Source organism: Roseateles sp. GW821-FHT09H10 (assembly GCF_059415865.1).
In genome coordinates, this window is sequence record NZ_JBWKOB010000001.1 from 778,612 (window position 1) to 798,441 (window position 19,830).

At 70.7% G+C, this 19,830-nt stretch carries 17 protein-coding genes and 1 tRNA gene; 2 read left to right on the forward strand and 16 right to left on the reverse strand.

Features of this window, described 5'->3' with window-relative positions:
• Nucleotides 1-33 precede the first annotated feature (33 nt).
• From AC07OY_RS03525 to ssuE, 12 genes are all read right to left on the reverse strand, one after another.
• Nucleotides 34-8,529 carry a GH36-type glycosyl hydrolase domain-containing protein gene (locus AC07OY_RS03525; RefSeq protein ID WP_495041133.1) on the reverse strand — a complete coding sequence of 2,832 codons (8,496 nt, stop codon included), beginning with the start codon at nt 8,527-8,529 and terminating at the stop codon, nt 34-36.
• 155 nt (nt 8,530-8,684) lie between these two features.
• On the reverse strand, nt 8,685-9,029 hold the full coding sequence (locus AC07OY_RS03530) for a thioredoxin domain-containing protein (RefSeq protein WP_495041134.1): 345 nt from the start codon (nt 9,027-9,029) through the stop codon (nt 8,685-8,687).
• A complete protein-coding gene (locus AC07OY_RS03535) occupies nt 9,026-9,490 on the reverse strand; it encodes a MarR family winged helix-turn-helix transcriptional regulator (RefSeq protein WP_495041135.1) in 465 nt (154 codons plus the stop codon). The genes AC07OY_RS03530 and AC07OY_RS03535 overlap by 4 nt, the downstream gene beginning before the upstream one ends.
• Nucleotides 9,491-9,580: 90 nt before the next feature.
• Nucleotides 9,581-9,841: a hypothetical protein gene (locus AC07OY_RS03540; protein ID WP_495041136.1), complete on the reverse strand. Its 261-nt coding sequence runs from the start codon at nt 9,839-9,841 to the stop codon at nt 9,581-9,583.
• Nucleotides 9,842-9,876: 35 nt separating this feature from the next.
• Nucleotides 9,877-10,203 (reverse strand): DUF4148 domain-containing protein, encoded by a 327-nt coding sequence (locus AC07OY_RS03545; RefSeq protein WP_495041137.1) that lies wholly within the window; start codon nt 10,201-10,203, stop codon nt 9,877-9,879.
• Nucleotides 10,204-10,272: 69 nt separating this feature from the next.
• Entirely contained in the window at nt 10,273-10,719 is a 447-nt protein-coding gene (locus tag AC07OY_RS03550) for an Ohr family peroxiredoxin (protein ID WP_495041138.1), read from the reverse strand.
• 199 nt (nt 10,720-10,918) lie between these two features.
• Nucleotides 10,919-11,707, reverse strand: coding sequence for an ATP-binding cassette domain-containing protein (locus tag AC07OY_RS03555; RefSeq protein WP_495041139.1), 789 nt, complete (start codon nt 11,705-11,707; stop codon nt 10,919-10,921).
• Nucleotides 11,708-11,709: 2 nt separating this feature from the next.
• Nucleotides 11,710-12,474 carry an aliphatic sulfonate ABC transporter permease SsuC gene (ssuC, locus tag AC07OY_RS03560; RefSeq protein WP_495041140.1) on the reverse strand — a complete coding sequence of 255 codons (765 nt, stop codon included), beginning with the start codon at nt 12,472-12,474 and terminating at the stop codon, nt 11,710-11,712.
• 4 nt (nt 12,475-12,478) lie between these two features.
• Nucleotides 12,479-13,651 (reverse strand): FMNH2-dependent alkanesulfonate monooxygenase, encoded by a 1,173-nt coding sequence (ssuD, locus tag AC07OY_RS03565; protein WP_495041141.1) that lies wholly within the window; start codon nt 13,649-13,651, stop codon nt 12,479-12,481.
• A 4-nt stretch (nt 13,652-13,655) separates the two neighbouring features.
• Complete coding sequence (locus AC07OY_RS03570) at nt 13,656-14,606, reverse strand: aliphatic sulfonate ABC transporter substrate-binding protein (protein ID WP_495041142.1); 951 nt, start codon at nt 14,604-14,606, stop codon at nt 13,656-13,658.
• On the reverse strand, nt 14,603-15,565 hold the full coding sequence (locus tag AC07OY_RS03575) for a sulfonate ABC transporter substrate-binding protein (protein ID WP_495041143.1): 963 nt from the start codon (nt 15,563-15,565) through the stop codon (nt 14,603-14,605). The genes AC07OY_RS03570 and AC07OY_RS03575 overlap by 4 nt, the downstream gene beginning before the upstream one ends.
• Before the next feature lie 132 nt (nt 15,566-15,697).
• The gene (gene ssuE, locus AC07OY_RS03580; protein ID WP_495041144.1) at nt 15,698-16,249 is read right to left on the reverse strand and encodes an NADPH-dependent FMN reductase; all 552 of its coding nucleotides are present in this window, start codon (nt 16,247-16,249) and stop codon (nt 15,698-15,700) included.
• A gap of 190 nt (nt 16,250-16,439) precedes the next feature.
• Between ssuE and AC07OY_RS03585 the strand changes: the two genes are divergently transcribed.
• The gene (locus tag AC07OY_RS03585) at nt 16,440-16,883 is read left to right on the forward strand and encodes a hypothetical protein (protein WP_495041145.1); all 444 of its coding nucleotides are present in this window, start codon (nt 16,440-16,442) and stop codon (nt 16,881-16,883) included.
• Nucleotides 16,884-17,065: 182 nt separating this feature from the next.
• Here the strand turns inward: AC07OY_RS03585 and AC07OY_RS03590 are convergent.
• Nucleotides 17,066-17,140, reverse strand: a tRNA-Arg gene (locus tag AC07OY_RS03590).
• 89 nt (nt 17,141-17,229) lie between these two features.
• Between AC07OY_RS03590 and AC07OY_RS03595 the strand changes: the two genes are divergently transcribed.
• Complete coding sequence (locus AC07OY_RS03595) at nt 17,230-17,577, forward strand: GFA family protein (RefSeq protein ID WP_495041146.1); 348 nt, start codon at nt 17,230-17,232, stop codon at nt 17,575-17,577.
• 9 nt (nt 17,578-17,586) lie between these two features.
• Here AC07OY_RS03595 and AC07OY_RS03600 read toward each other — a convergent pair whose 3' ends face one another.
• From AC07OY_RS03600 to AC07OY_RS03610, 3 genes are all read right to left on the reverse strand, one after another.
• On the reverse strand, nt 17,587-17,910 hold the full coding sequence (locus AC07OY_RS03600; protein WP_495041147.1) for a hypothetical protein: 324 nt from the start codon (nt 17,908-17,910) through the stop codon (nt 17,587-17,589).
• 78 nt (nt 17,911-17,988) lie between these two features.
• A complete protein-coding gene (locus tag AC07OY_RS03605; protein WP_495041148.1) occupies nt 17,989-18,291 on the reverse strand; it encodes a hypothetical protein in 303 nt (100 codons plus the stop codon).
• Between the two features lie 243 nt (nt 18,292-18,534).
• On the reverse strand, nt 18,535-19,830 hold the full coding sequence (locus AC07OY_RS03610) for an MORN repeat-containing protein (RefSeq protein WP_495041149.1): 1,296 nt from the start codon (nt 19,828-19,830) through the stop codon (nt 18,535-18,537).

Consider the following 19,830-nt stretch of genomic DNA (forward strand, 5'->3'; position numbering starts at 1 on the left):
CGGCCCCGAGGGGCCGCTTTGCTTTGGGCGGGTTCAGAACGCCGCTGCCGGTTCGGCCCGGCGCACCGGCGCTTCGGTCACGGGCACCCACAGCTGCAGATCGCCGTCAACGTCGCCCAGGGCCAGCGTCGAGCCCGGCACGAAGGTGCGGAAGCCCGCCGGCGGCGCGGCGCCGGCGCCCATGGGTGCGCGTTGCAGCATGACCTCGATGCGCCGGCCCTGGTGCAGCAGGCGCACGCGGGCCTGCGGCCAATGCGGCGGCAGGCAGGGCTGCACGCGCAGCAGACCGTCGGCGAGCTTGACGCCGCACAGCGACTCGACAGCGGCGCGCAGCAGCCAGCCGGCCGCGCCCGTGTACCAGCTCCAGCCGCCGCGGCCGGCATGCGGTGAGGCGGTTTCGATGTCGCCAGCGACCGCGAACGGCTCCAGCCCGTAGTCCTCGCCATGAGCGCCGCGGTGGGCCGGGCTGATGGCCGTGAAGGCCGCCCAGGCGCGTTCGGCCTGGCCGAGCTTGGCGCTGGCCATCAGGGCCCAGGTGGCGGCGTGGTTGTACTGGCCGCCGTTCTCGCGCACGCCGCCGGGGTAGGCCTGGATATAGCCGGCCTCCGGCTGCTGGTCCTTCAGCGGCGGCCACAGCAGGCGCAGCAGATGCGCATCGCGGTCGTGCAACTCGCGCCAGGCGCTGTCCAGGGCCAGGCGGGCGCGATCCGAGTCGGCCGCGCCGGTCAGCACGGCCCAGGCCTGCACGATGAGGTCGATGCGGCATTCGCTGGCGTCGTGGGTGCCGAGGATGCTGCCATCGTCGAACCAGCCGCGCCGGTACCAGCGGCCGTCCCAGGCCTCGGCATCCAGGGCCTTGGCCAGCTTCTCGCGCGCCTGGCGCCAGCTGGCGGCCCGCGCCTGCTCGCCGCGTGCGATGGCCAGCGGGTGCAGGGCGTCGATGACGGCGCACAGGAAGAAGCCCATCCATACCGATTCCCCGCGGCCCTCGGCGCCGACGCGGTTCATGCCGTCGTTCCAGTCGCCGGTGCCGAACAGCGGCAGCCCGTGGGCGCCCACGGGCAGGCTGACGTCGATGGAGCGCGCCGCGTGCTCGTAGATGGACGCGACCTCGTCGCTGATGGCCGGCACCTCATAGATGTCCTCGGCGCCTTCGGGCACGGGGCGGCCCTGCAGGAAGGGCAGGGTCTCGTCGGCCAGCGAGGTGTCGCCGGTGCGCTCGACATACAGGGCCAGCGCGAGGGCCAGCCACAGCCGGTCGTCCGCGAAATGCGTGCGCACGCCGGCGCCGGCGGGTTCATGCCACCAGTGCTGCACATCGCCGGGCGGGAACTGGCGGGCCGCGTGCTTGCGGATCTGCACGGCCAGGCGCTCGGGCGCGTGCTGCACCAGCGACATCGCATCCTGCAGCTGGTCGCGGAAACCGAAGGCGCCGCCGGCCTGATAGAAGCCGGCCCGGCCCCAGATGCGGCAGGCCAGTACCTGGGTCGGCAGCCAGTGGTTGACGAGGGCGTCGAAGGCCGGGTCCGGCGTGTCGACCTGAACGGGCGCGCACAAGGCCCGCCACACCTCGCGCTGGGCGGCCAGGCGGCGCAGCGGGTCGGCGGCCCAGGCGCTGGCGGCCTGCTCGCGAGCTGCGGCCAGGCTGGGTGCGTGGCCGAGCAGCACCGTGCCGTGCCAGGCATGGCCGGCCTCGAGACGGATGGGCACGGCCAGCAGGGCCGCGGGATCGGTGGCGGGGCCGGCCAGGCCGTCCAGGGCATGGGGCATGACGAGGCGGCCTTCGTCGTCGAACAGCAGGCGGCGGTCGCCGCTGGCCTCGATGGCGGCCGTCCAGGGGCGCGGGCGGTTCAGGTCGGGCGTGAAGCCGGCGTCCGCCGGCCAGGGCCACAGGGCTTGGTCGCTGGCGAGGCTGTCGATCTGGTCGGCCGTGGCGTCGCCTTCACGGGTGGGGCGCAGGGCCATCCAGGCGGTGTGGCCGCCAAAGCCGTTGAGGCCGTCGGCCTGGGTGGCCAGGGCCAGCAGCGGGCCATCGCCCTGCGACGGCTCCAGGCGCGTGACGACGCTGCGCCGCGCGCTGCTGTCCATGCCCAGCTGCCATTGCGCGCCGGCCAGCAGGCGCATGGGGCGCGGCGGCTTGCCCGGGGCTGCATGCAGCTCGATCTGGCACTGCCTGACGGCCGTCCTCTCGTCGACGGACCAGCGCAGGCGCACGACCATGCCCGGCAGCTGGAAGGCCATGGCCGTGGCACCGGGCAGGTGGGCGACGTTCTGCTTCGCCGCGGCGCGGCCCAGCAGCCAGGCCTTGCCGCTGGACAGGCAGTGCAGCATCAGCCATTCGCCGGGCGAGTCCAGCAGCGCGTCGTTGGACCAGGGCGTGATCTGGTGCAGGCGGCTGTTGCCGGCCCAGGCCATGCCGGCGCCGCGCTCCGACACCTGACAGCCGAACTCCTCGTTGGCGATGACGTTGATCCACGGCCGCGGCGGCTGGGCGCGTTCGGCCAGCTCGAAGCGGCAGGCGCCGCTGTCGGGATCGAAGTCGCTGGCCGGCGCCTCGGCGCCGGGCTGGGCGGCGAGGCTGGACACCAGGGTCGCACCGGCGGCGCGGCGCGCCTTGGCCGACTGCTCGTGGTTGATGCCCAGGCGCTCCAGCTGCTGGGCCAGCGGCCGGCCGTCGGCGAACCAGCGCACGCGGGCCAGCAGGTTGAGCGCGAAGCGCGTGTCCGGCCCCACCGCTTCGTCCGACAGCACATGCACGCGGCAGCGGCCGTGGCCCTGCTGCTCGGCCAGCGAGCGCAGCGCGCGCGACACCGGCGCCAGATAGGACGGCGGCTCGGCGTCCAGCACGACGATGTCCACCGCCAGCGGGCTGCCCTGGGCCTGCAGCAGCGCGCAGAGCTCTCGGACCATGGCGACGCCGGTGGCGTCGGCCACGCGGATCAGCACGATGGGGTCGTCGCCCGAGATGCCGTGGCGCCACAGCGCATCGCGCTCATAGCCGGTCTCGGGCAGGGGCAGGGGCTCGCGGGCGGCCTGCGAGGTCAGCAGGGTCTGCAGCGTCAGGCCGGCGCGCCAGGCGCCCGGCGCCAGCGCGGCACCCTGGGTGCGCACGCCGGCCATGGTGTGGGCCAGCATCAGCGAGCGCTCGCACAGGGCCGGCTGGCGCAGCTTGTCCAGCAGATGGTTCAGCGTCTGCGGCTCGCGGGCCGCTGCGGTGGCGAGCGTCAGCGTGATGCTGGCGCCGGGCGGCAGCGTCAGCACCAGGTGCAGCAGCGAGATCGGGTCGTTGCCGGTGTCCAGCGTGCCGGCCTCGGTGTTCAGGCCGCTGACGTCGGTGCCGAGCAGGGCTTGCACGCCGGCATGCGCGATGGCGCCGCCCGGCTGGCCCGCCGTGCCGCCGCGCGCCAGCCAGTGGGCGCGGTCAGCGCCGGCGCGCACGCGGTCCAGGCGCGCGCCGCCCTCCAGCTCCACGCCGACCAGCGCATGCACCGCATGCAGCGGCTGCTCCTTGTGGCCGCGCGGCAGGCGCTGCCAGTGCAGGGCCTGCTGGCCGGGCTCCCATTGCACCTGCAGGAAGAGCTTGCCGAAGGCGGGATGGGCCAGGTCGGCCTTGGCCGGGGCCAGCACCGGCTCGAAGCTGGACACGAGGGCCAGGCGGCGCGGCCGGTGGGCGAGGTTGCGCAGTGTGATGCGGCGCAGCTCGACATCGTCCTCCACCGCCACCCACGCCTCGGTGTGGGCATGCAGCTCCTCGCCCTCAGCTGTGAACTGGGCGCTGGCCGGATGCAGGCGGCAGCCGTAGCGCCATTGCGGGCCGGGCGTCGGCCGCAGCGTCAGCGAACGCCAGGGGCTTTGCTCGGGCGTGCCGTTCCAGTGCAGGTCCAGGTCGCGCAGATGCAGATGGTGGCCGAGCAGGTCCTGGGCGAGGTCGTCGCGCCAGCGGCTCACCAGCACCTGGCTGCCGGGCTCGCCCCAGACCAGGGTGCCGCCGCCATGCTCGCGCACCATGGCGCTGAGCCGGCCGCTGCCCAGCCAGGCCGTGGCGGGCAGGGCGCGGCCGTGCAGCTCGGGCACGACCAGCGAGATGCGCGCCTTGCGCGGCGCGCTGCGCGTCAGCTTGGGCGGCTGCTCGCGCAGCGGCGCCACCTTGTGCGGCGCGCGCTCGTGCAGCAGCCAGCGCACCGCGCACAGGCGCGGCTCGGCGTCGGCCCAGCGCTGCGGCGCGCCGCCGCACAACACCTCGGTCAGGGCCACCAGGGACATGCCGTGGTGATGGGCCATGGTGGTGCCGATGCGCACGAAGCGCCGCCCGGGCGGTGCGTCGGCGGGCGCCTCGGGCTGGCGGGTGGCCGTGTAGTCCAGCGCCTCCATGAAGCCGCCGTCGTGACGGGCGCCCAGGGCCTGCAGCGCGCGCAGGTTGGCGACGGCCGCACGCGGCATGACCATGGTCGCCATCAGGCTGGCATAGGGGGCGATGACGATCTCTTCCGGCGGCGTGTCGCGCAGGGCCAGCGAGGCCACGCCCTGCGGGCCGTATTGGTAGGCCAGGCTGTTGTCGCGCTTGGCATAGGCGCTCTCGGACACGCCCCAGGGCAGGCCGGCGGCGCGCCCGGCGCGGATCTGCTCCATGACGGCGGCGCGCGAGGCCTCGGCCAGGGCGCTGCCGGTGGGCTCGTCCAGCACCAGCGAAGGCATCAGCATCTCGAACATCGAGCCCGACCAGCTCTTCAGCCCGGTGACGCGGCCGCGCGAGAAGAAGGGCCGGCCCAGGGCGCCCCAGTGGCCGGCCGGGATGTCGCCCTTGGCGATGGCGACCAGGCTGGCCAGGCGGGCCTCGGAGGCCAGCAGGTCATAGTGGTTCTGGTCCAGGCGCTCGTCACCGGGCTCGACGCCCATGGGGGCGACGGCGCCGATGTGCAGCAGGCGGCGCTGCGGGTCGTAGAGCCACTTGAAGTCGTGTTCCAGCGCCAGCCTGCGCGCGCGGGCCGCCACCTGGCGCAGCGCCTCGGCCACCTCGGGCTGAGGCGGCATGCCCTCGCCACCGCGCGCAAAGCCCTCGCAGGCCGCGGCGACGACGAGCAGATGCGCGCAGAGATTGCCGCTGTCCACGGCGGAGACGTAGTGCGGCTCCAGCAGGGCCATGCGCTGGGTGTCGATCCAGTTGTAGAAATGGCCGCGATGGCGGGGCAGCTTGTCCAGCGTGTCCAGCGTGCGGCCGATGCGCTCGGCCAGGCCGACGTCGTGCAGCCAGCCGAACTCGCGCGCGCAGCAGGCCGACAGCAGGTACAGGCCGATATTGGTGGGCGAGGTGCGGTGGGCGACGGCGATGTCGGGGTCGAACTGCACGTTGTCGGGCGGCAGGTCGTTGTCGTCCTTGGTGACCCAGCGTTCGAACCAGCGCCAGGTGTCGCGGGCGACGCCGAGCAGGTACTGGCGCTCGTCGTCGCTGATGGCCTCGCGGCGCGGGCGGGCGCGCGGCCGGCTGGCCAGGCCTATCCACAGCGGCGTCAGTGCCCAGGCCAGCAGCAGGGGCAGGGCTTGCTCCCAGTCGACCGGGCGGCCGATCAGGGCCGGTGTCATCAGCAGCAGGGCCAGCACGCCGGCGGCCGCGGTGATGTGCTTGTGCTGGCGCCACAGCGATTTCCAGTCGGTCCGGGCGGCGGCCTCGGCGGCGTCGGCCGTGGTCCATTCCAGCAGATGCTGGTGGCTCACGCGCTGGCGCCACAGCGCGCGCACGATGGCGTCCAGGCCCAGCCAGGCCGAGGCCGGCAGCAGGGCCAGATGCCAGACCACGCTGCCGACGGCGCGGCCCAGCTCGACGGCGGCGTGGCGGTAGAAGCGGGCCAGCGACAGGTTGTCGCCCGACGGCGCGCAGGCGGCCAGGGCGCCCATCAGCGGCCCGCCGCCGAAGACGGCGGCCACCAGGCCCAGGGCCCAGGCCGGCGACAGGCCGATGCCCACCCAGGAGGCCACCAGCAGCAGCAGCGCAGCAGGGGCGACGAGGGAGCGGCGCAGGTTGTCCAGCATCTTCCAGATGTGGACGCCGCGCAGGCCCCAGCGGCGCGGGTTGCCGAGGAAGGGCAGCAGCTGCCAGTCGCCGCGCGTCCAGCGGTGGATGCGCGAGGCGGCCACGTCGGCATGCATGGGGGCGGGCTCCACCAGCACCACGTCGCTGACGCCCGCGCAGCGCATCAGCGAGCCTTCCAGCAGGTCGTGGCTCAAGACCTGGCCCTCGGGAAGGCGGTGGGCCAGCACGGCGGCCGCAGCCTGCACGTCGATCAGTCCCTTGCCGGTGGCGCTGCCTTCGTCGAAGAGGTCCTGGTAGACCTCGGAGCTGGCGGCGCTGTAGGGGTCCAGACCGAGCTGGCCGGCGAACAGGCTGTGGAACCAGGTGCCGTGCACCGTCGAGCTGCCGGCGGCGGTGGCCAGCGGCGTGGCGATGCGCGGCTGCAGCATGCCGTGACCGCGCACGACGGTGACGGCGCCGCTGGACGAGCGTCCCAGCCGCGGCCGGTTCAGCGGGTGGGCGGCGATGGCCACCAGCTCGCGCAGCGCGCCGGGGGGCAGGGCGGTGTCGGCATCCAGCGTGACGATGTGCCGGATGCCCGGCGCCGGGGTGGACAGCTCGCCGAGGTCGACGAAGCGGTCGGGCAGGGCGTCGGGCGCCTGGCCGGACAGCAGGGCGGCCAGGGCCTCGGTCTTGCCGCGCTTGCGCTCCCAGCCGATCCAGCGCTGCTCGGACTCGCTCCAGCGCCGTTCGCGGTGCAGCAGCAGGAAGCGCGGCCGGCCGTCGCTGGCGGTGCCGTGGCGCTGGTTCAGCGCGGCGATGCCGTCACGCGCCTCGGCGAGCAGGGCGGAGTCCTGGGGCTGGTGCTCGGCCTTGGCATCGGTCCAGTCGCTGAGCAGGGCGAACTGGGCTTCGTCCTCGAGGTTGGCAAGGTGGTGACGCTCCAGTTGGGCCAGCAGCGTCGCGATGCCCTTGGACCGCGTCAGCATGCAGGGGATGACGACCAGGCTGCGGGCCGTGGCCGGGATGCCCTGCGGCCAGCTGAGGCGCGGCAGCAAGGCCGGCGGGGCGCATTCGCTGATGAGGCGGTTGGCCAGGGCGACGACGGCCTCGCTGGTCGGCAGCAGCGACAGCAGCACGGCCACCACCACCATGGGCCAGCCCGCGCCTGCGGGCAGGCCCAGCATCAGCAGGGTCAGCTCGGCCAGCACCAGCAGGCCGCCCAGGCTGGTCAGGTAGAGGGCGACGCGATGGCGGCGCAGCGCGGCGGCGAAGCGCTCGCCGCGGGTGGCCTTCAGGCGCAGTTCGGCCAGCAGGCGCTCACGGCCGGGGCCGGACAGCCAGTACAGCGGCGCGCGCTCCTCGGCGTCCTCGGCCCAGGCGGGGTCGTTGCAGAGCAGGCGCAGCACCTGGGCCACGTCGGCCTCGGGCACGTTGTGCCTTTCGGTCAGCGCCTCGATGGCATGCATGGCCATGTCGCGCGTGGCCTCGTGCTCCTGGCGGTAGACGTCGATGCGGCCCAGCGCCCGCAGCGTCGGGTGCACGGCCTCGAACAGGCCGGCCCAGTTGGCCGCGCCGAGGTTGCGCAGGCTGCCGATGGCATTGCGGATGCTCTGGTGGTCGGCGCCGCTCTCGGCCTGCTCGGCGGCCTGGACGGCGCCAGGGTCGGGCAGCATCTCGGCCAGCCAGGCGGCCACGGCGCCCCAGGACGAATCCTCCGCATCACGCTGGTCGGCCTGGCCGAGGGCGCGGTCGGTCAGCCGCTCATGCAGGCGCAGTGCCAGGGCGGCGATGGCGGGGTCGTGCGGCCAGGCGGCCTGCCATTGCTGCAGCTGTCGGCGCACGGCGTCGGCGTCCAGATGCGGCAGGGCCTCGAACAGGCCCTGGGCGGCGCGGCGGGCCAGATGACGCCAGGCGGCACGCTCGGCCAGGCGGCGCAGGTTCTCCACCAGCACGACGCGCAGCGTCGACGGCAGGGCCCACAGCTCGCGCAGCGTCAGCGCCTCGACCTCGTGGTGGCCGGTCAGGAAATGGTGCAGCAGGGCCAGGTCCAGCGAGCTGTCGGCGTGGGCCACCCAGGCCCAGGCCACGCCATAGACGCGCGGCAGGCCCTGCAGGGGTTCGTCGGCCAAGCGCGGCAGGCGCTGGAAATAGCTGCGCGGCAGGTCGTGCAAGACCTCGTCGAGCTGCTGCTGCACGATGCGGGCGTTGTCCAGCAGCCAGGCATGGGCCGGATCGATGTCGGCCTGCAGGCCTTCCTCGGACAACACCGCCAGCGCCGAGGTCCAGACCTGCAGATTGCTGCGCAGGCGTGGCGAGAAGGGACGGGGCTGGTGGCGCGGGTCGTCGACACGCTGGGCGGCGGCCAGGCTGCGGCCGTGCTCGGCGAAGCGCTCGGCACCGAACTGCACGGCTCGCACGGGAGAAGCCGCGGCCTCATGCCCTCCGGCGAGCTTGACGAAGGCTTGTGCAGCGCCCGTGGGTGTCAGGTCATGCGGAGGATGTTGGGGCGGTGCGGACATGATTCGACTTTGGGTGTCGAGGCCGTGTCGGCACAGCGGCATGCGTCGCGTGTCTCTGTCAGTGCTGTCCTACGCGTCCCCCATGAAAAACGCCGGTTCTGCCGCATGGTGAAAAGCGGCGGCGTTGTCTGCTCGGTTAGTGCGTTTGTAGGGGGTCAGGCCCGGCTGCGCAGCCGGGAGGCGAGCTCGATGTAGGCCGCCTCGACCGCCATGGGCCGTGCGTCCGCCAGGTGGGCGCGCAGCACCCGCTTGAGCGTCTCGGGCTGGGGCGTCAGCGGCCCGGCGAAGCGGACGTGCTCTGCATCGGCGATCAGCAGCGTCGGGAAGGTCTCGATGTCCAGGTCGCCGATCAACTCGGCCTCGTCCTCGATGTCGATCCAGCGCACCTGCAGGCCGGCCTGCGGCAGCTCGGCGCAGGCGGCTTCGAAGACTTGCTGGTAGGACTCGCAGGTGCGGCACCAGGCGGCGCAGAGGCAGGCGATGTGCAGCACGGGATTCATTCCGCGGTGCCCGTCGAGCGGATCAGGCTGCCGCGCAGCCCCACCACGGCGCGCTGGAGCTTGGCGAACTCGTCCGCGGAGAGCCCCGTGGCCTGCAGCAGGCCCGCATTCAGGGCCAAGGCCTTCTCGCGCACGCGGCGGCCGCTCTTCGTCAGCGTGACGCGCACCAGGCGTTCGTCCTGGGGGTCGCGCTGGCGTTCCACGAAGCCCATGGCCTCGAGCTTCTTCAGCATCGGCGTCAGCGTGTTGGACTCGAGGAACAGCTTCTCCCCCAGGCTGCCGACGGTCTGGTTGTCCTCTTCCCAGATGGCGATGAGGGCGATGTACTGGGTGTAGGTGAGCCCCACCTCGTCCAGCATCGGCTTGTAGGCCTTGCCGAACGCGAGGTTGGCTGAATAGACCGCAAAGCAGAGGTAGTCGGACAGCGGGCGGGCTGGCGCGTCGGCGGTGTTGGATTTCATGGGCATCCTCTGGTGGCGCATGCGCAAGGACGAGAGCTCGCCGGCCGCTGCGTCGAAAATCGCATGCGACTGTATCGCATGAGTCTTCCGTCAGCCACTGCAGAAGCTGGCCAGCCTGACCCCGTCCACCTCGACCAGCTGGTCCAGGCGGATGGACTGGCCGGATGCGGTGCTGAGGAACTCGGCACCGCCGCGGCTGAACAGATCGGCAATGCGGGCGGTCTGGGCCTGCAGCGCCCCTTCCTCGTCACGGAAGAGCAGGGGCACGGCCCGGCCCGCCATCGCATGAATTTCCAGCAGGTCGTGGAACTCGCAGCTGATGGGGACGTAGTTGGCGGGGAGGGCGTTCATGGGAGCTGTCCTTTCGAGGCAGGCCTGGCGCGGCATCAACGGGCCTGGGCAACCGCCAGCTTGCTGCCGGCGATCCGTGGCTGGTTCGGCTGCAGAGTCGGGTCTTCGGCTTGCAGCCGGGCCAGTTCGCCGCTGTTGCGGGAGTCCTGCAATTCCGCAACCACCTGGGCACGGGTCTTGGTGGACGGCGCGTTGCGCCGGAAGGCTCCGGCGTTCTCGCTGTTCAGCTCGGTCAGTTCGCCGGAGGCGCGCGCACGGGCCAGTTCGGCGATGACCTGCTCACGGCTTGCGCCGGCCGCGCTCGCGGAAATGGCAATGGCGGACAGGACGGCGGCGATGACGATGGTGGAAAAGGTCTTCATGATGGGTTCCTTGATCTGCTTGAAAACGCATGCGATTGCATCGCATGCGATGTCTAATGCTTGAAAAATTCAGGCCGTGATGACGTTCAGCGCGACGTCGATGTTGCCGCGCACTGCCTTGGAGTACGGGCAGATCTGATCGGCCTTGTGGGCCACGGCCGCGGCGGTTTCGGGATCGACGCCGGGCAGGCTGACGGTCAGGCGGGCTTGCAGGAGGTACTCGCTGCCGGCCTGGCCCAGGTCCACCTCGATGTCCACGGACAGATTGGCGGGCAGGGCGACCTTCAGCGACTGGGCGGCCAGGTCCAGCGCACCGGTGTAGCAGGCAGACCAGGCGCCGGCGAACAGCTGCTCGGCGGTGGGGTGGGCGGCGATGCCTTCAAAAGCGTGCGAGGGCGCGGCGCCACGCGGGGCCGTCAGGCGGATGTCCACCTTGTCGTGGCGGCCGGGCTTGGCGCCGCCGCTCACGGTGGTGTGGGTCTTGCCGGTGACGAGGACGTTCTGGATCTTGCTCATGGTGTCGGACTCGGAGGATGGTGGGTGGGTTGGTTTGCAATCGCATACGTTTAAATCGCATGCGATGTAGTGCACTGTAGATGGCGAGCAGAACGAGGTCAAGAACTTTTTTGGCAGGGCGGCAGCGCGGCCGTGTCGCCGACCCGGGCCGTGATGGGGGCGCCTGCACGCCCACGCCCGCTGCCGCCCCGCCGGTTTCTCAAGCCGTGGCCGGGTGCCCCACGATGTGGCGCAGCACCCGCTCCTCCAGTTCGGCGAAGCCCGCCGCCGTGCGGGAACGCGGCCGCTGCAGGGCGACCGTGGCGTCCAGGGCGATGCCGCCGCGGTCGATCAGCAGCACGCGGTCGGCCAGGGCCACGGCCTCGGCGACATCGTGGGTGACCAGCAGGGCCGTGAAGCCGTGCTGGCGCCAGAGCTGCTCGATGAGTCGGTGCATCTCCAGCCGCGTCAGCGCATCCAGGGCGCCCAGCGGCTCGTCCAGCAGCAGCAGGCGCGGGCGATGCACCAGGGCGCGAGCCAGGGCGACGCGCTGGCGCTGGCCGCCGGACAGCGTCGCCGGCCAGTCATCGCCGCGGCCGGCGAGGCCGACCTGGGACAGGGCCTGCAGGGCTCGATCCTTCGCATCCCGGCCATCGAGGCCGAGGGCCACGTTGTCGGCGACGCGCTTCCAGGGCAGCAGGCGGGCGTCCTGGAACATCAGCCGGCGTTCGTCGGCCCGGCCCGCCTCGATGAGCCCGGCGCTCGGTGCATCCAGCCCGGCAATGAGGCGCAGCAGCGTGCTTTTGCCGCAACCGCTGCGGCCCACCAGGGCGACGAACTCGCCAGGGGCGACGTTCAGGTCCAGCGCCTCCAGCACATGGCGGGCGCCGAAGGATTTGGCGACGCCGCGCAGCTTCAGCGCGAGGCCGTTGGCGGTGTCCCTTGTTGGCGGCGCCTCGGCGACCGGTTCACGCGGCAGCACGGGGGAGTCGACTTCGGTGAGCCACATGGTCAGCTTCCTTGTTCGGCATAGCCCTTGTGCCAGGGCAGCCAGGCCTTCTCGAGGCCGCGGGCGACCACGTCGGCCAGCTTGCCCAGCAGGGCGTAGAGCAGGATGCCCACCAGCACGATGTCGGTCTGCAGGAACTCGCGGGCATTCATCGTCAGATAGCCGATGCCGGCCTGGGCCGACAGGGTCTCGGCGACGATGAGCAGCACCCACATCAGGCCCAGCGAGAAGCGCAGTCCGACGAGGATGGAGGGCAGGGCGCCGGGCAGGATGACCTGGCGGTAGAGCTGCCAGCCCGACAGCCCGTAGCTGCGCGCCATCTCGATGAGGTCGCGGTCGACGTTGCGGATGCCGTGGAAGGTGTTCAGGTAGACCGGGAAGAACACGCCCACGGCCACCAGCACCAGCTTGGCTGCCTCGTCGATGCCGAACCACAGGATGACGAGCGGGATCAGCGCCAGGGCCGGGATGTTGCGCAGCATCTGCAGCGTGGTGTCGAGCAGGGCTTCGGCGCGCTTCCAGGTGCCGGTCAGCAGGCCCAGCAGCAGGCCCAGGCCACCGCCGATGGCGAGGGCCGAGAAGGCGCGTACGGCGCTGACGCCGACGTGATGGGCCAGTTCGCCCGAGCGCAGCAGCTGCCAGAAGGCTGCCAGCACGGCGGCGGGTTCGGGCAGGATGCGCGCCGACAGCACGCCGCTGCGCGAGGCGATCTCCCAGGCGACCAGGATGGTGGCGGGCAGCAGCCAGGGAGTGAGGCGCTTCAGCATGGCTTCAGCTTGCAGAGACGGCTTTCGGGACGTAGCTGTTGGCAACCACTTCGCCGAACGGGCCCGTCAGTGCCGGCGCTGTCAGCTTCTCGCGCACGCCCAGCGGCAGCAGCGGGAAGACCAGCTCGGCAAAGCGGTGCGCCTCGTCCAGATGCGGATAGCCGCTGAGGATGAAGTACTCCAGGCCGAGGTCCGAGTATTCCTGGATGCGGTCGGCCACCTGCTGCGGGTTGCCGACCAGGGCCGTGCCGGCGCCGCCGCGCACCAGGCCGACGCCGGCCCAGAGGTTGGGCGAGATCTCCAGGCCGGCGCGCACATCGGCCTTGTTGAACTGGCCGCCATGCAGCTCGGCCATGCGGCGCTGGCCGACGGAGTCCATGGTCTTGAAGCGCTGCTGGGCCGCGGCCACGGTGGCCTCGTCCAGCTCTGACAGCAGCTCGGTGGCGGCGCGCCAGGCTTCGTCTTCGGTCTCGCGCACAATGACATGCAGGCGGATGCCGTACTGCAGCTGGCGGCCGCGTGCCGCGGCGCGCCCGCGCACATCGGCGAGCTTCTTCGCCACCTCGGCGGGCGGTTCGCCCCAGGTCAAGTAGGTGTCGACCTGTTCGGCCGCCAGCTCGTGCGCCGGGCCCGAGGAGCCGCCGAAAAACACCGGTGGGTAGGGCTTGTTGATGGGCGGGTAGAGCACCTTGCCGCCCTTGACGCTGAGGTGCTCGCCGTCCAGGTCCAGCGCCTCGCCGGTATGGGAGCGGGCCAGCAGCTCGCGCCAGATGCGGATGAACTCGGCCGACTGCTCGTAGCGCGCCGCGTGGTCGAGAAACTGGCCATCGCCGGCCAGCTCGTCGGGGTCGCCGCCGGTGACGAGGTTGACGAGCAGGCGCCCGCCGGAGAGCCGGTCCAGCGTCGCGGCCATGCGGGCGCTCTGCGAGGGGGCGACCAGGCCAGGGCGCAGCGCGACGAGGAACTTCAGGTGCTTCGTCGCATCGATGAGGCTGGCGGCGACGATCCAGGAGTCCTCGCAGCTGCGGCCGGTGGGCAGCAGCACGCCTTCATAGCCCAGGCTGTCGGCGGCGATGGCGATCTGCTTGAAGTAGGCATGGTCGGCCACGCGGGCGCCGCGCGAGCTGCCGAGATAGCGGCTGTCGCCGTGGGTGGGGATGAACCAGAAGATCTTCATGGCCTCAAGCCTTCTTGATGGGCGTGGCGATGGCTTCGGCCACGCGGATGGGGCGGGGGATGAGGCCGAGCTCGGCGAAGGAGTCGGCCACCAGCTGCTGCTCCCGGGCGATGTCAGCCGTCAGTGGCCCGACGGGCGCGGCGCCGCGGCGCTCGACCATCTTGTAGACCGTGGCCAGCGGCAGGCCGGCGAAGTCGGCATAGCGCTGCACGGCGTCGCGGCGGTCGGCGCGGGCGCGCGCGTCGGTGTCGGTCAGGGCCTGGAACAGCGTCTTCACCAGGGCTGTGTCGCGGCTCAGTGCGCGCGAGGCCAGGTAGAAGGTGTTGTTGTTTGTCAGGCCGCGGCTGGTGGCCAGGGCGCGCAGTTCCCCCGTCACTTCGGCCGCGGCGTAGTAGGGGTCCCAGACGGCCCAGGCGTCGACCGAGCCGCGCTCGAAGGCGGCGCGCGCATCGGCCGGCGGCAGGTAGACGGCCTGGATGTCGGACCAGCTCAGGCCGGCCTTCTTGACGGCCTGCACGGTCAGGAAGTGGGCGCTGCTGCCCTTCTGCAACGCGATGCGCCGACCCTTCAGGTCGGCCAGGGTCTTCAGCGGCGAATCGGGCTTGACGAGGACGGCCGAGCTGTCGGGCTTGGGCGGCTCGGCGCCGACATAGACGACATCCTTGCCGGCGGCCTGGGCGAACACGGGTGGCGCGTCGCCGGTGGCGCCGAACTCCACGTGCCCCAAGGCCAGGGCCTCCAGCAGCTGCGGGCCGGCGGGGAACTCGGTCCACTGGATGCGCGTGCCGGGCAGGCGCTGCTCGAGCAGGCCATAGCTCTTCAGCAGCGCGAGATTGAAGGAGCCCTTCTGGAAGCCGATGCGCAGTTGCTGCGGCGTCTGGGCGCGCGTCCAGACCGCGGCGGTCGTCGCGAGGATGGCGACAGCGGCGCGCCGCGTCGTGTGGTGAGCGCTCATTTGGCAGCCGCCTCGGCGAGCTTGACGGAGCCGGGCAGGGCATCGGCCACACGGATGGGTTTGGGGATGAGGCCCAGCGCATGGAAGGTGTCGGCGATCTTCTGCTGTTCGGCGGCGACGGCGGCGGTGAGAGGCTTCACGCCGAACTGGTAGCGCGTCAGGCTCTTCTCGACGACCTCGGGCTCCAGCCCCTGCAGCGGCGCGATGACGGCGGCCGCGGCCTTGATGTTGGCCTTCAGCGTGGCGGCCTGGGCCTGCGTGTCGTCGAACAGGGCCTGGATGACCTGGGGCTGCTTCTCGGCGTAGCTGCGCTCGGCCAGGTAGTAGGCGTAGTTGTTGACGATGCCCTTGCCGTCGGCCAGCAGCCGGGCGCCGCTCTGCTTCTCGACGGCGGCCAGGAAGGGATCCCAGATCACCCAGGCATCCACCGCGCCGCGCTCGAAGGCGGCGCGCGCATCGGCCGGCGGCAGGTAGACGGCCTGCACATCGCTGAACTTCAGGCCCTGCTTCTCCAGTGCCTTGACGATGAGGTAGTGGACATTGCTGCCCTTGTTCAGCGCAACCTTCTTGCCCTTGAGGTCCGCCACCGTCTTGATGGGCGAGTCCTTGGGCACGACGATGGCCTCGGCCTCGGGCGCGGCCGGGTCGTAGCCGATGTAGACGAACTGGGCGCCGGCGGCCTGGGCAAAGATGGGCGGGGCCTCGCCGACAAAACCGACGTCGACGGCGCCGACATTCAGGCCTTCGAGCAGCTGCGGGCCGGCGGGGAACTCCACCCATTTGACGGCCACGCCGAGGGGCGCGAGCTTCTTCTCGAGGGAGCCGCTGGATTTCTGCAGCGTCAGCAGGCTGGCGGATTTCTGAAAGCCGATGCGCAGCGTGGACTGGGCCGAGGCGTGCAGGCTGGTGGCAGCTATCAGCAGCGGTGCGGTCCAGCGGAGGAGGGAGCGGAAGAGCATGAGTCGTGTCCTGTGCAAAAAGATCCCGGCGCCGAGGCGCACCCGATCAGCACCGAAAGGCGCCGGGATGAAGTCGCCGATCCCGGTCGGGAGGCGAGGAGACAAGCGGTGGTGTGTGCAGCGGGGCCAGCGTCAACAGCTGAGCGCCGGCTCCCGCCGCGTCGGCATTCGCGGCGCGATGGGAGCCAGGGCGCGGTCCAGGCGCGCGATCAGGTCGGGCTCGGGCACGAAGCCGCCCGCCTCATGGCGGCGCAACTGGGCGTCGGTGGCGAAGACGCCGTCCAGCACATGGCGGGCGCCGAGGGCCGACAGCACCGGCTTGAGGGCGTAGTCCAGCGCCAGGAAATGGGCGGGACTGCCGCCGGTTGCCAAGGGCAGCACCACCTTGCCGCGCAGGGCATCGGGTGGCAGCAGGTCGAGGAAGACCTTGAGCAGGCCGCTGTAGGCCGCCTTGTAGATGGGCGTGCCGACGACGACGAGGTCGGCCAGTTCGACGGCCTGAACGGCGGCAGCGATCTCGGGGTCGCGCACATCGGCCGCCAGCAGCGCGGCGGCGGGCAGCTCGCGCACCAGGATGTCGTCGTGCTGCGTGCCCCGGCCTTCCAGCCGCGTCAGCGCGAACTGCGTGAGCCAGGCGGAACGCGAGCGTTCGCTGGGGCTGGCGGAGAGGCTGGTGATGTGCATGGCGGCCGGACTCGGTGGATGCCCTGCACGATAGGGAAGCTGCCTTCCTCGCGGAACGAAGGAAAAAGGGGATGCTTATGCGGGGAGCGTTGAGTTCGACAGGCCCTGGCCGGACGCCGTTTGCCGAGGCCGGCACGACGATCCCAGAATGCGGGGTGGCACTTCGCCGCGCCCGTGCAGGGAGAACGCGATGCAGCTGATCTTGTTGAGCCGCGAGCGGCTGGCGCGCCTGTCAACACAGTGGGACGAACTGCGCGACCGTTTCAGGTCGATGCAGCCGCCGCTGGACGCTTTCAACGATCCGGAATTTCCGGTCCAGGGCATCGCGGCGACGCTGGCCGCAGGCGGGGAATCCATCCGGCTGGAATACCGCGCCATTGCCATCGACCTGCTGCTCACCCAGGCGAGGCTGGACGGCGACAGCCGGGGGCGGGTCACGCTGATGCTGGTGCAGCACCCGCTGATCGGCAAGCCGTTCGCGCTGGACTCATTCACCTTTGACCGCAGCGGGACGACCGACCTGGAGAACATCGGCGACGACGACGTCAACGAGATCGGCGCGCTGTCGCTGCGCATTGCAATGACGGCGATCGAGCGGGCGCTCCACCTCGATACGTCGGAATGGCCGGCTTAGTTGAGCCGGCCTCCCTGGGCTCAGGTGGCTTCATGGCCCACCCAACCAGCCATGGGGCTCAAGGGGTGAGCTGAAGATTGGGAGGCCGACGAGGACGACCACCGTAACGACCCATCCTGCATACGCACCGCTGTCGGCACGTCGAAGGGTGACCGATCGCGTGGATGCCACGTTCCGCATGGTGGTCCCTCCGACAGGAATCGAACCTGTATCTGCCGCTTAGGAGGCGGCCGTTCTATCCATTGAACTACGGAGAGAGCCTGCGCGGTGCGGGCCGGGCCCGTCGAGCGGCGCGGATTCTCTCACGGGGTTCTGGCAGCATGCGGCCCAGCCTATGGAGACCCACATGACGCAACAAGGAAGCTGCCACTGCGGCCGCATCAGATTCGAGGTCGACGGCAAGCCCGATTCGGCCCTGTCCTGCAACTGCTCGATCTGCCAGCGCAAGGGTTCGCTGCTGTGGTTCGTGCCGCGCGCCGCGCTGAAGCTGCTGACGCCGGACGAGAACGCCAGCAACTACACCTTCAACAAGCACGTCATCCAGCATCGCTTCTGCCCGACTTGCGGCATGCATCCCTATGGCGAGGGCCAGGCGCCGGACGGCTCCGCGATGGCGGCAATCAATATCCGCTGCCTCGAAGGCGTGGACCTGAAGGCCGTGCCCGTCACCGAGTACGACGGGCGTTCGATGTAGCCCGGAGGGTCAGAACTGCGCCACCAGATGCGGCTGGCCGCCCACGCACGTCAGCACGCGGCGCGGCTGGTGCAGGGTGCCGCCGCGCGTGGCGCGGGCCACTGCGGCTTGCACGGCGTCCAGCAGGGCGGCCAGGCGCGGGCGCTCGCCGCTGCAGCGTGAGCGAGGAATGACGAGTGCCAGGTCCATGGACTCGCTGGATTGCAGTTCCAGGCTGGCATTGACGACCAGCGTGGACGGCGTGCTGAGGGAGAAATCGAGGTCGGCATCGACCAGATCGGCGGCGACCGGCAGTTGCGGCAGCGTCAGCGGGGAGAGAGATACTGAAGACATGGCCGGAATCCTCGTCGAGAGATGTGACAGCCGTTGTCGGGCGCACCGTGGCGCGGCTGTAGGACTGCGCCTGATCGCTCAGGCGTGCATCAGCGGCAGGGCTGGCTTGACGGTGGGTTTGGCGAACAGGCAGCCGATCAGGGCCCGCGCGAAGAAATAGTCGTTGCGCAGCTTGTCGCCGAGGGCGTCGAGGCCGACGCGGCCCTGTGGGTCGCAGGGGATGTCGAGGCCGGCACTCTGGGCCGACAGCGGCTCGAAGTGCAGCAGATGGGTGGACTCGGCTGCAGCGGGCAGCGCATCGGCGAGCTTCGTCTTGGCTGCTGACTGCGGAACCGGGAGCGCCGTGGGCGCCGTCTCGGTTGGGATTTGAATTTGGGTCATGTGAACCTCCTTCGGAATCAACACAGGGTTGATGAGACAACTTTGGTCTCAACGAGGTTCAAAACCTGTAGGCAGGCCGGGATGGAGAGGCGGCGCGCCATCGCGTCCATTTGTAGGAAGGCGCTGGCGGTTGGCGGATGTAACGTGAGCGCAGACGCGGCTTTGTCCTACGTCCGGCGCGACCCCTGAGTCAGGGCGGCAAACACTTGCTGTGCCGTCAGCGACCGACCACCGTTTCCCAGATCAATGCCTCGGCGCAAACTCGAAGTCCTGTTCAAACACGCCTTCACCGGTGCATTGGTACGCGCGTACTGCCTTCTCTACGCTGGCAGCCATCTGCTCAGTGATGCTTTCGTCGTCAGCGGGCTTTATCGTCTTGACCCGCAGGGTCACAAGCTTGCCGTCGCGCACGACGACAGTGGCGCGAAACACGGGCCGGCCGGCCCAGGCTGCCTTGGGCACCTCGGGCGTGGCCGTCTGCGTACATATCGACGCTTCGCTTGATAGCTTCCACGAAGGTTTGAGTCTTTGCGGCTTGGCAAAGCGCATCTGCAGTTGCTCCTGCAGCGCAGGAGTGTTTTGCAGCGACGTGCCGTCTGCATGAACGACGCTGCCTGGCTTGCTGGGCTTGCCGGCTGCGAACTTTCCTTCGAAGGCAAGCCCGTCGGCCCGTTGAATCCGGCCTTGCCCCCAGGGGACGCCAGCCGCGAACTCGCCTTCGAAGGCAAATCCGTCAGCCCGCTGTATCCGACCCTGACCCCAGGGCACGCCGTTGACAAATTTGCCCAGGTAGCGGCTTCCGTCCGGAAACCGATACTCGCCGACGCCAGCCAACTCGCTGGCGATGAGGCTTCCCTCGTAGACGTCGCCGCTGGCCCAGGTGTAGCGGCCCTGACCGGATGCATTGCCCGCCGCGATGGCGCCGTTGTAGGCATCGCCGTTGGCAAACTGGATCTGTCCCGATCTGCTCGGCCAGCCGTCCCTGCACTGGCCTTCGTAGCGGTCGCCGTTGACCCAGCTGAGCATGCAGGCGCCACTGAGCTTCTCGGCCACGAAGTTGCCGGTTCCTGTCGTTCCGTCGGCATAGGTGACCTGCCCTGTTCCTTGCATCTGGCCGTCCAAGAATGTGCCTTCGTAGCGTGTGCCGCCCTGCACCTTAAGCGTGCCTTTGCCCGAGAAGCGCCCGGACTTCAGGCCGCCCGCATAGGACAGGATCAACGTGTCTTCCGCGAAGAGTTCGACATTCCCTTGCCCTTCAGCGTAGCCATTGCGGCAGGCCCCATTCCAACGGACCGATTGCCGGTCCAGCCCCGGCTCCCCTTGAACCTTGCAGCCTTTTGCATCGGTGATCCAAGTCAACCGCTGCCTCCATTGCTCGACGATCTTGTCGGGCTCTGGCGCGGGCGCTGCGTGCACGCAGGCCAGCTGTGCGACGGCGCATGCAGCGATGACGCGCCGCGCAAAGTGGCGCTGCGTTTCCTTGGCGTTCAACTCATCCTCCCGCTTTTCCTTGGCGGGGTGCGAACCGACATGGGGCAT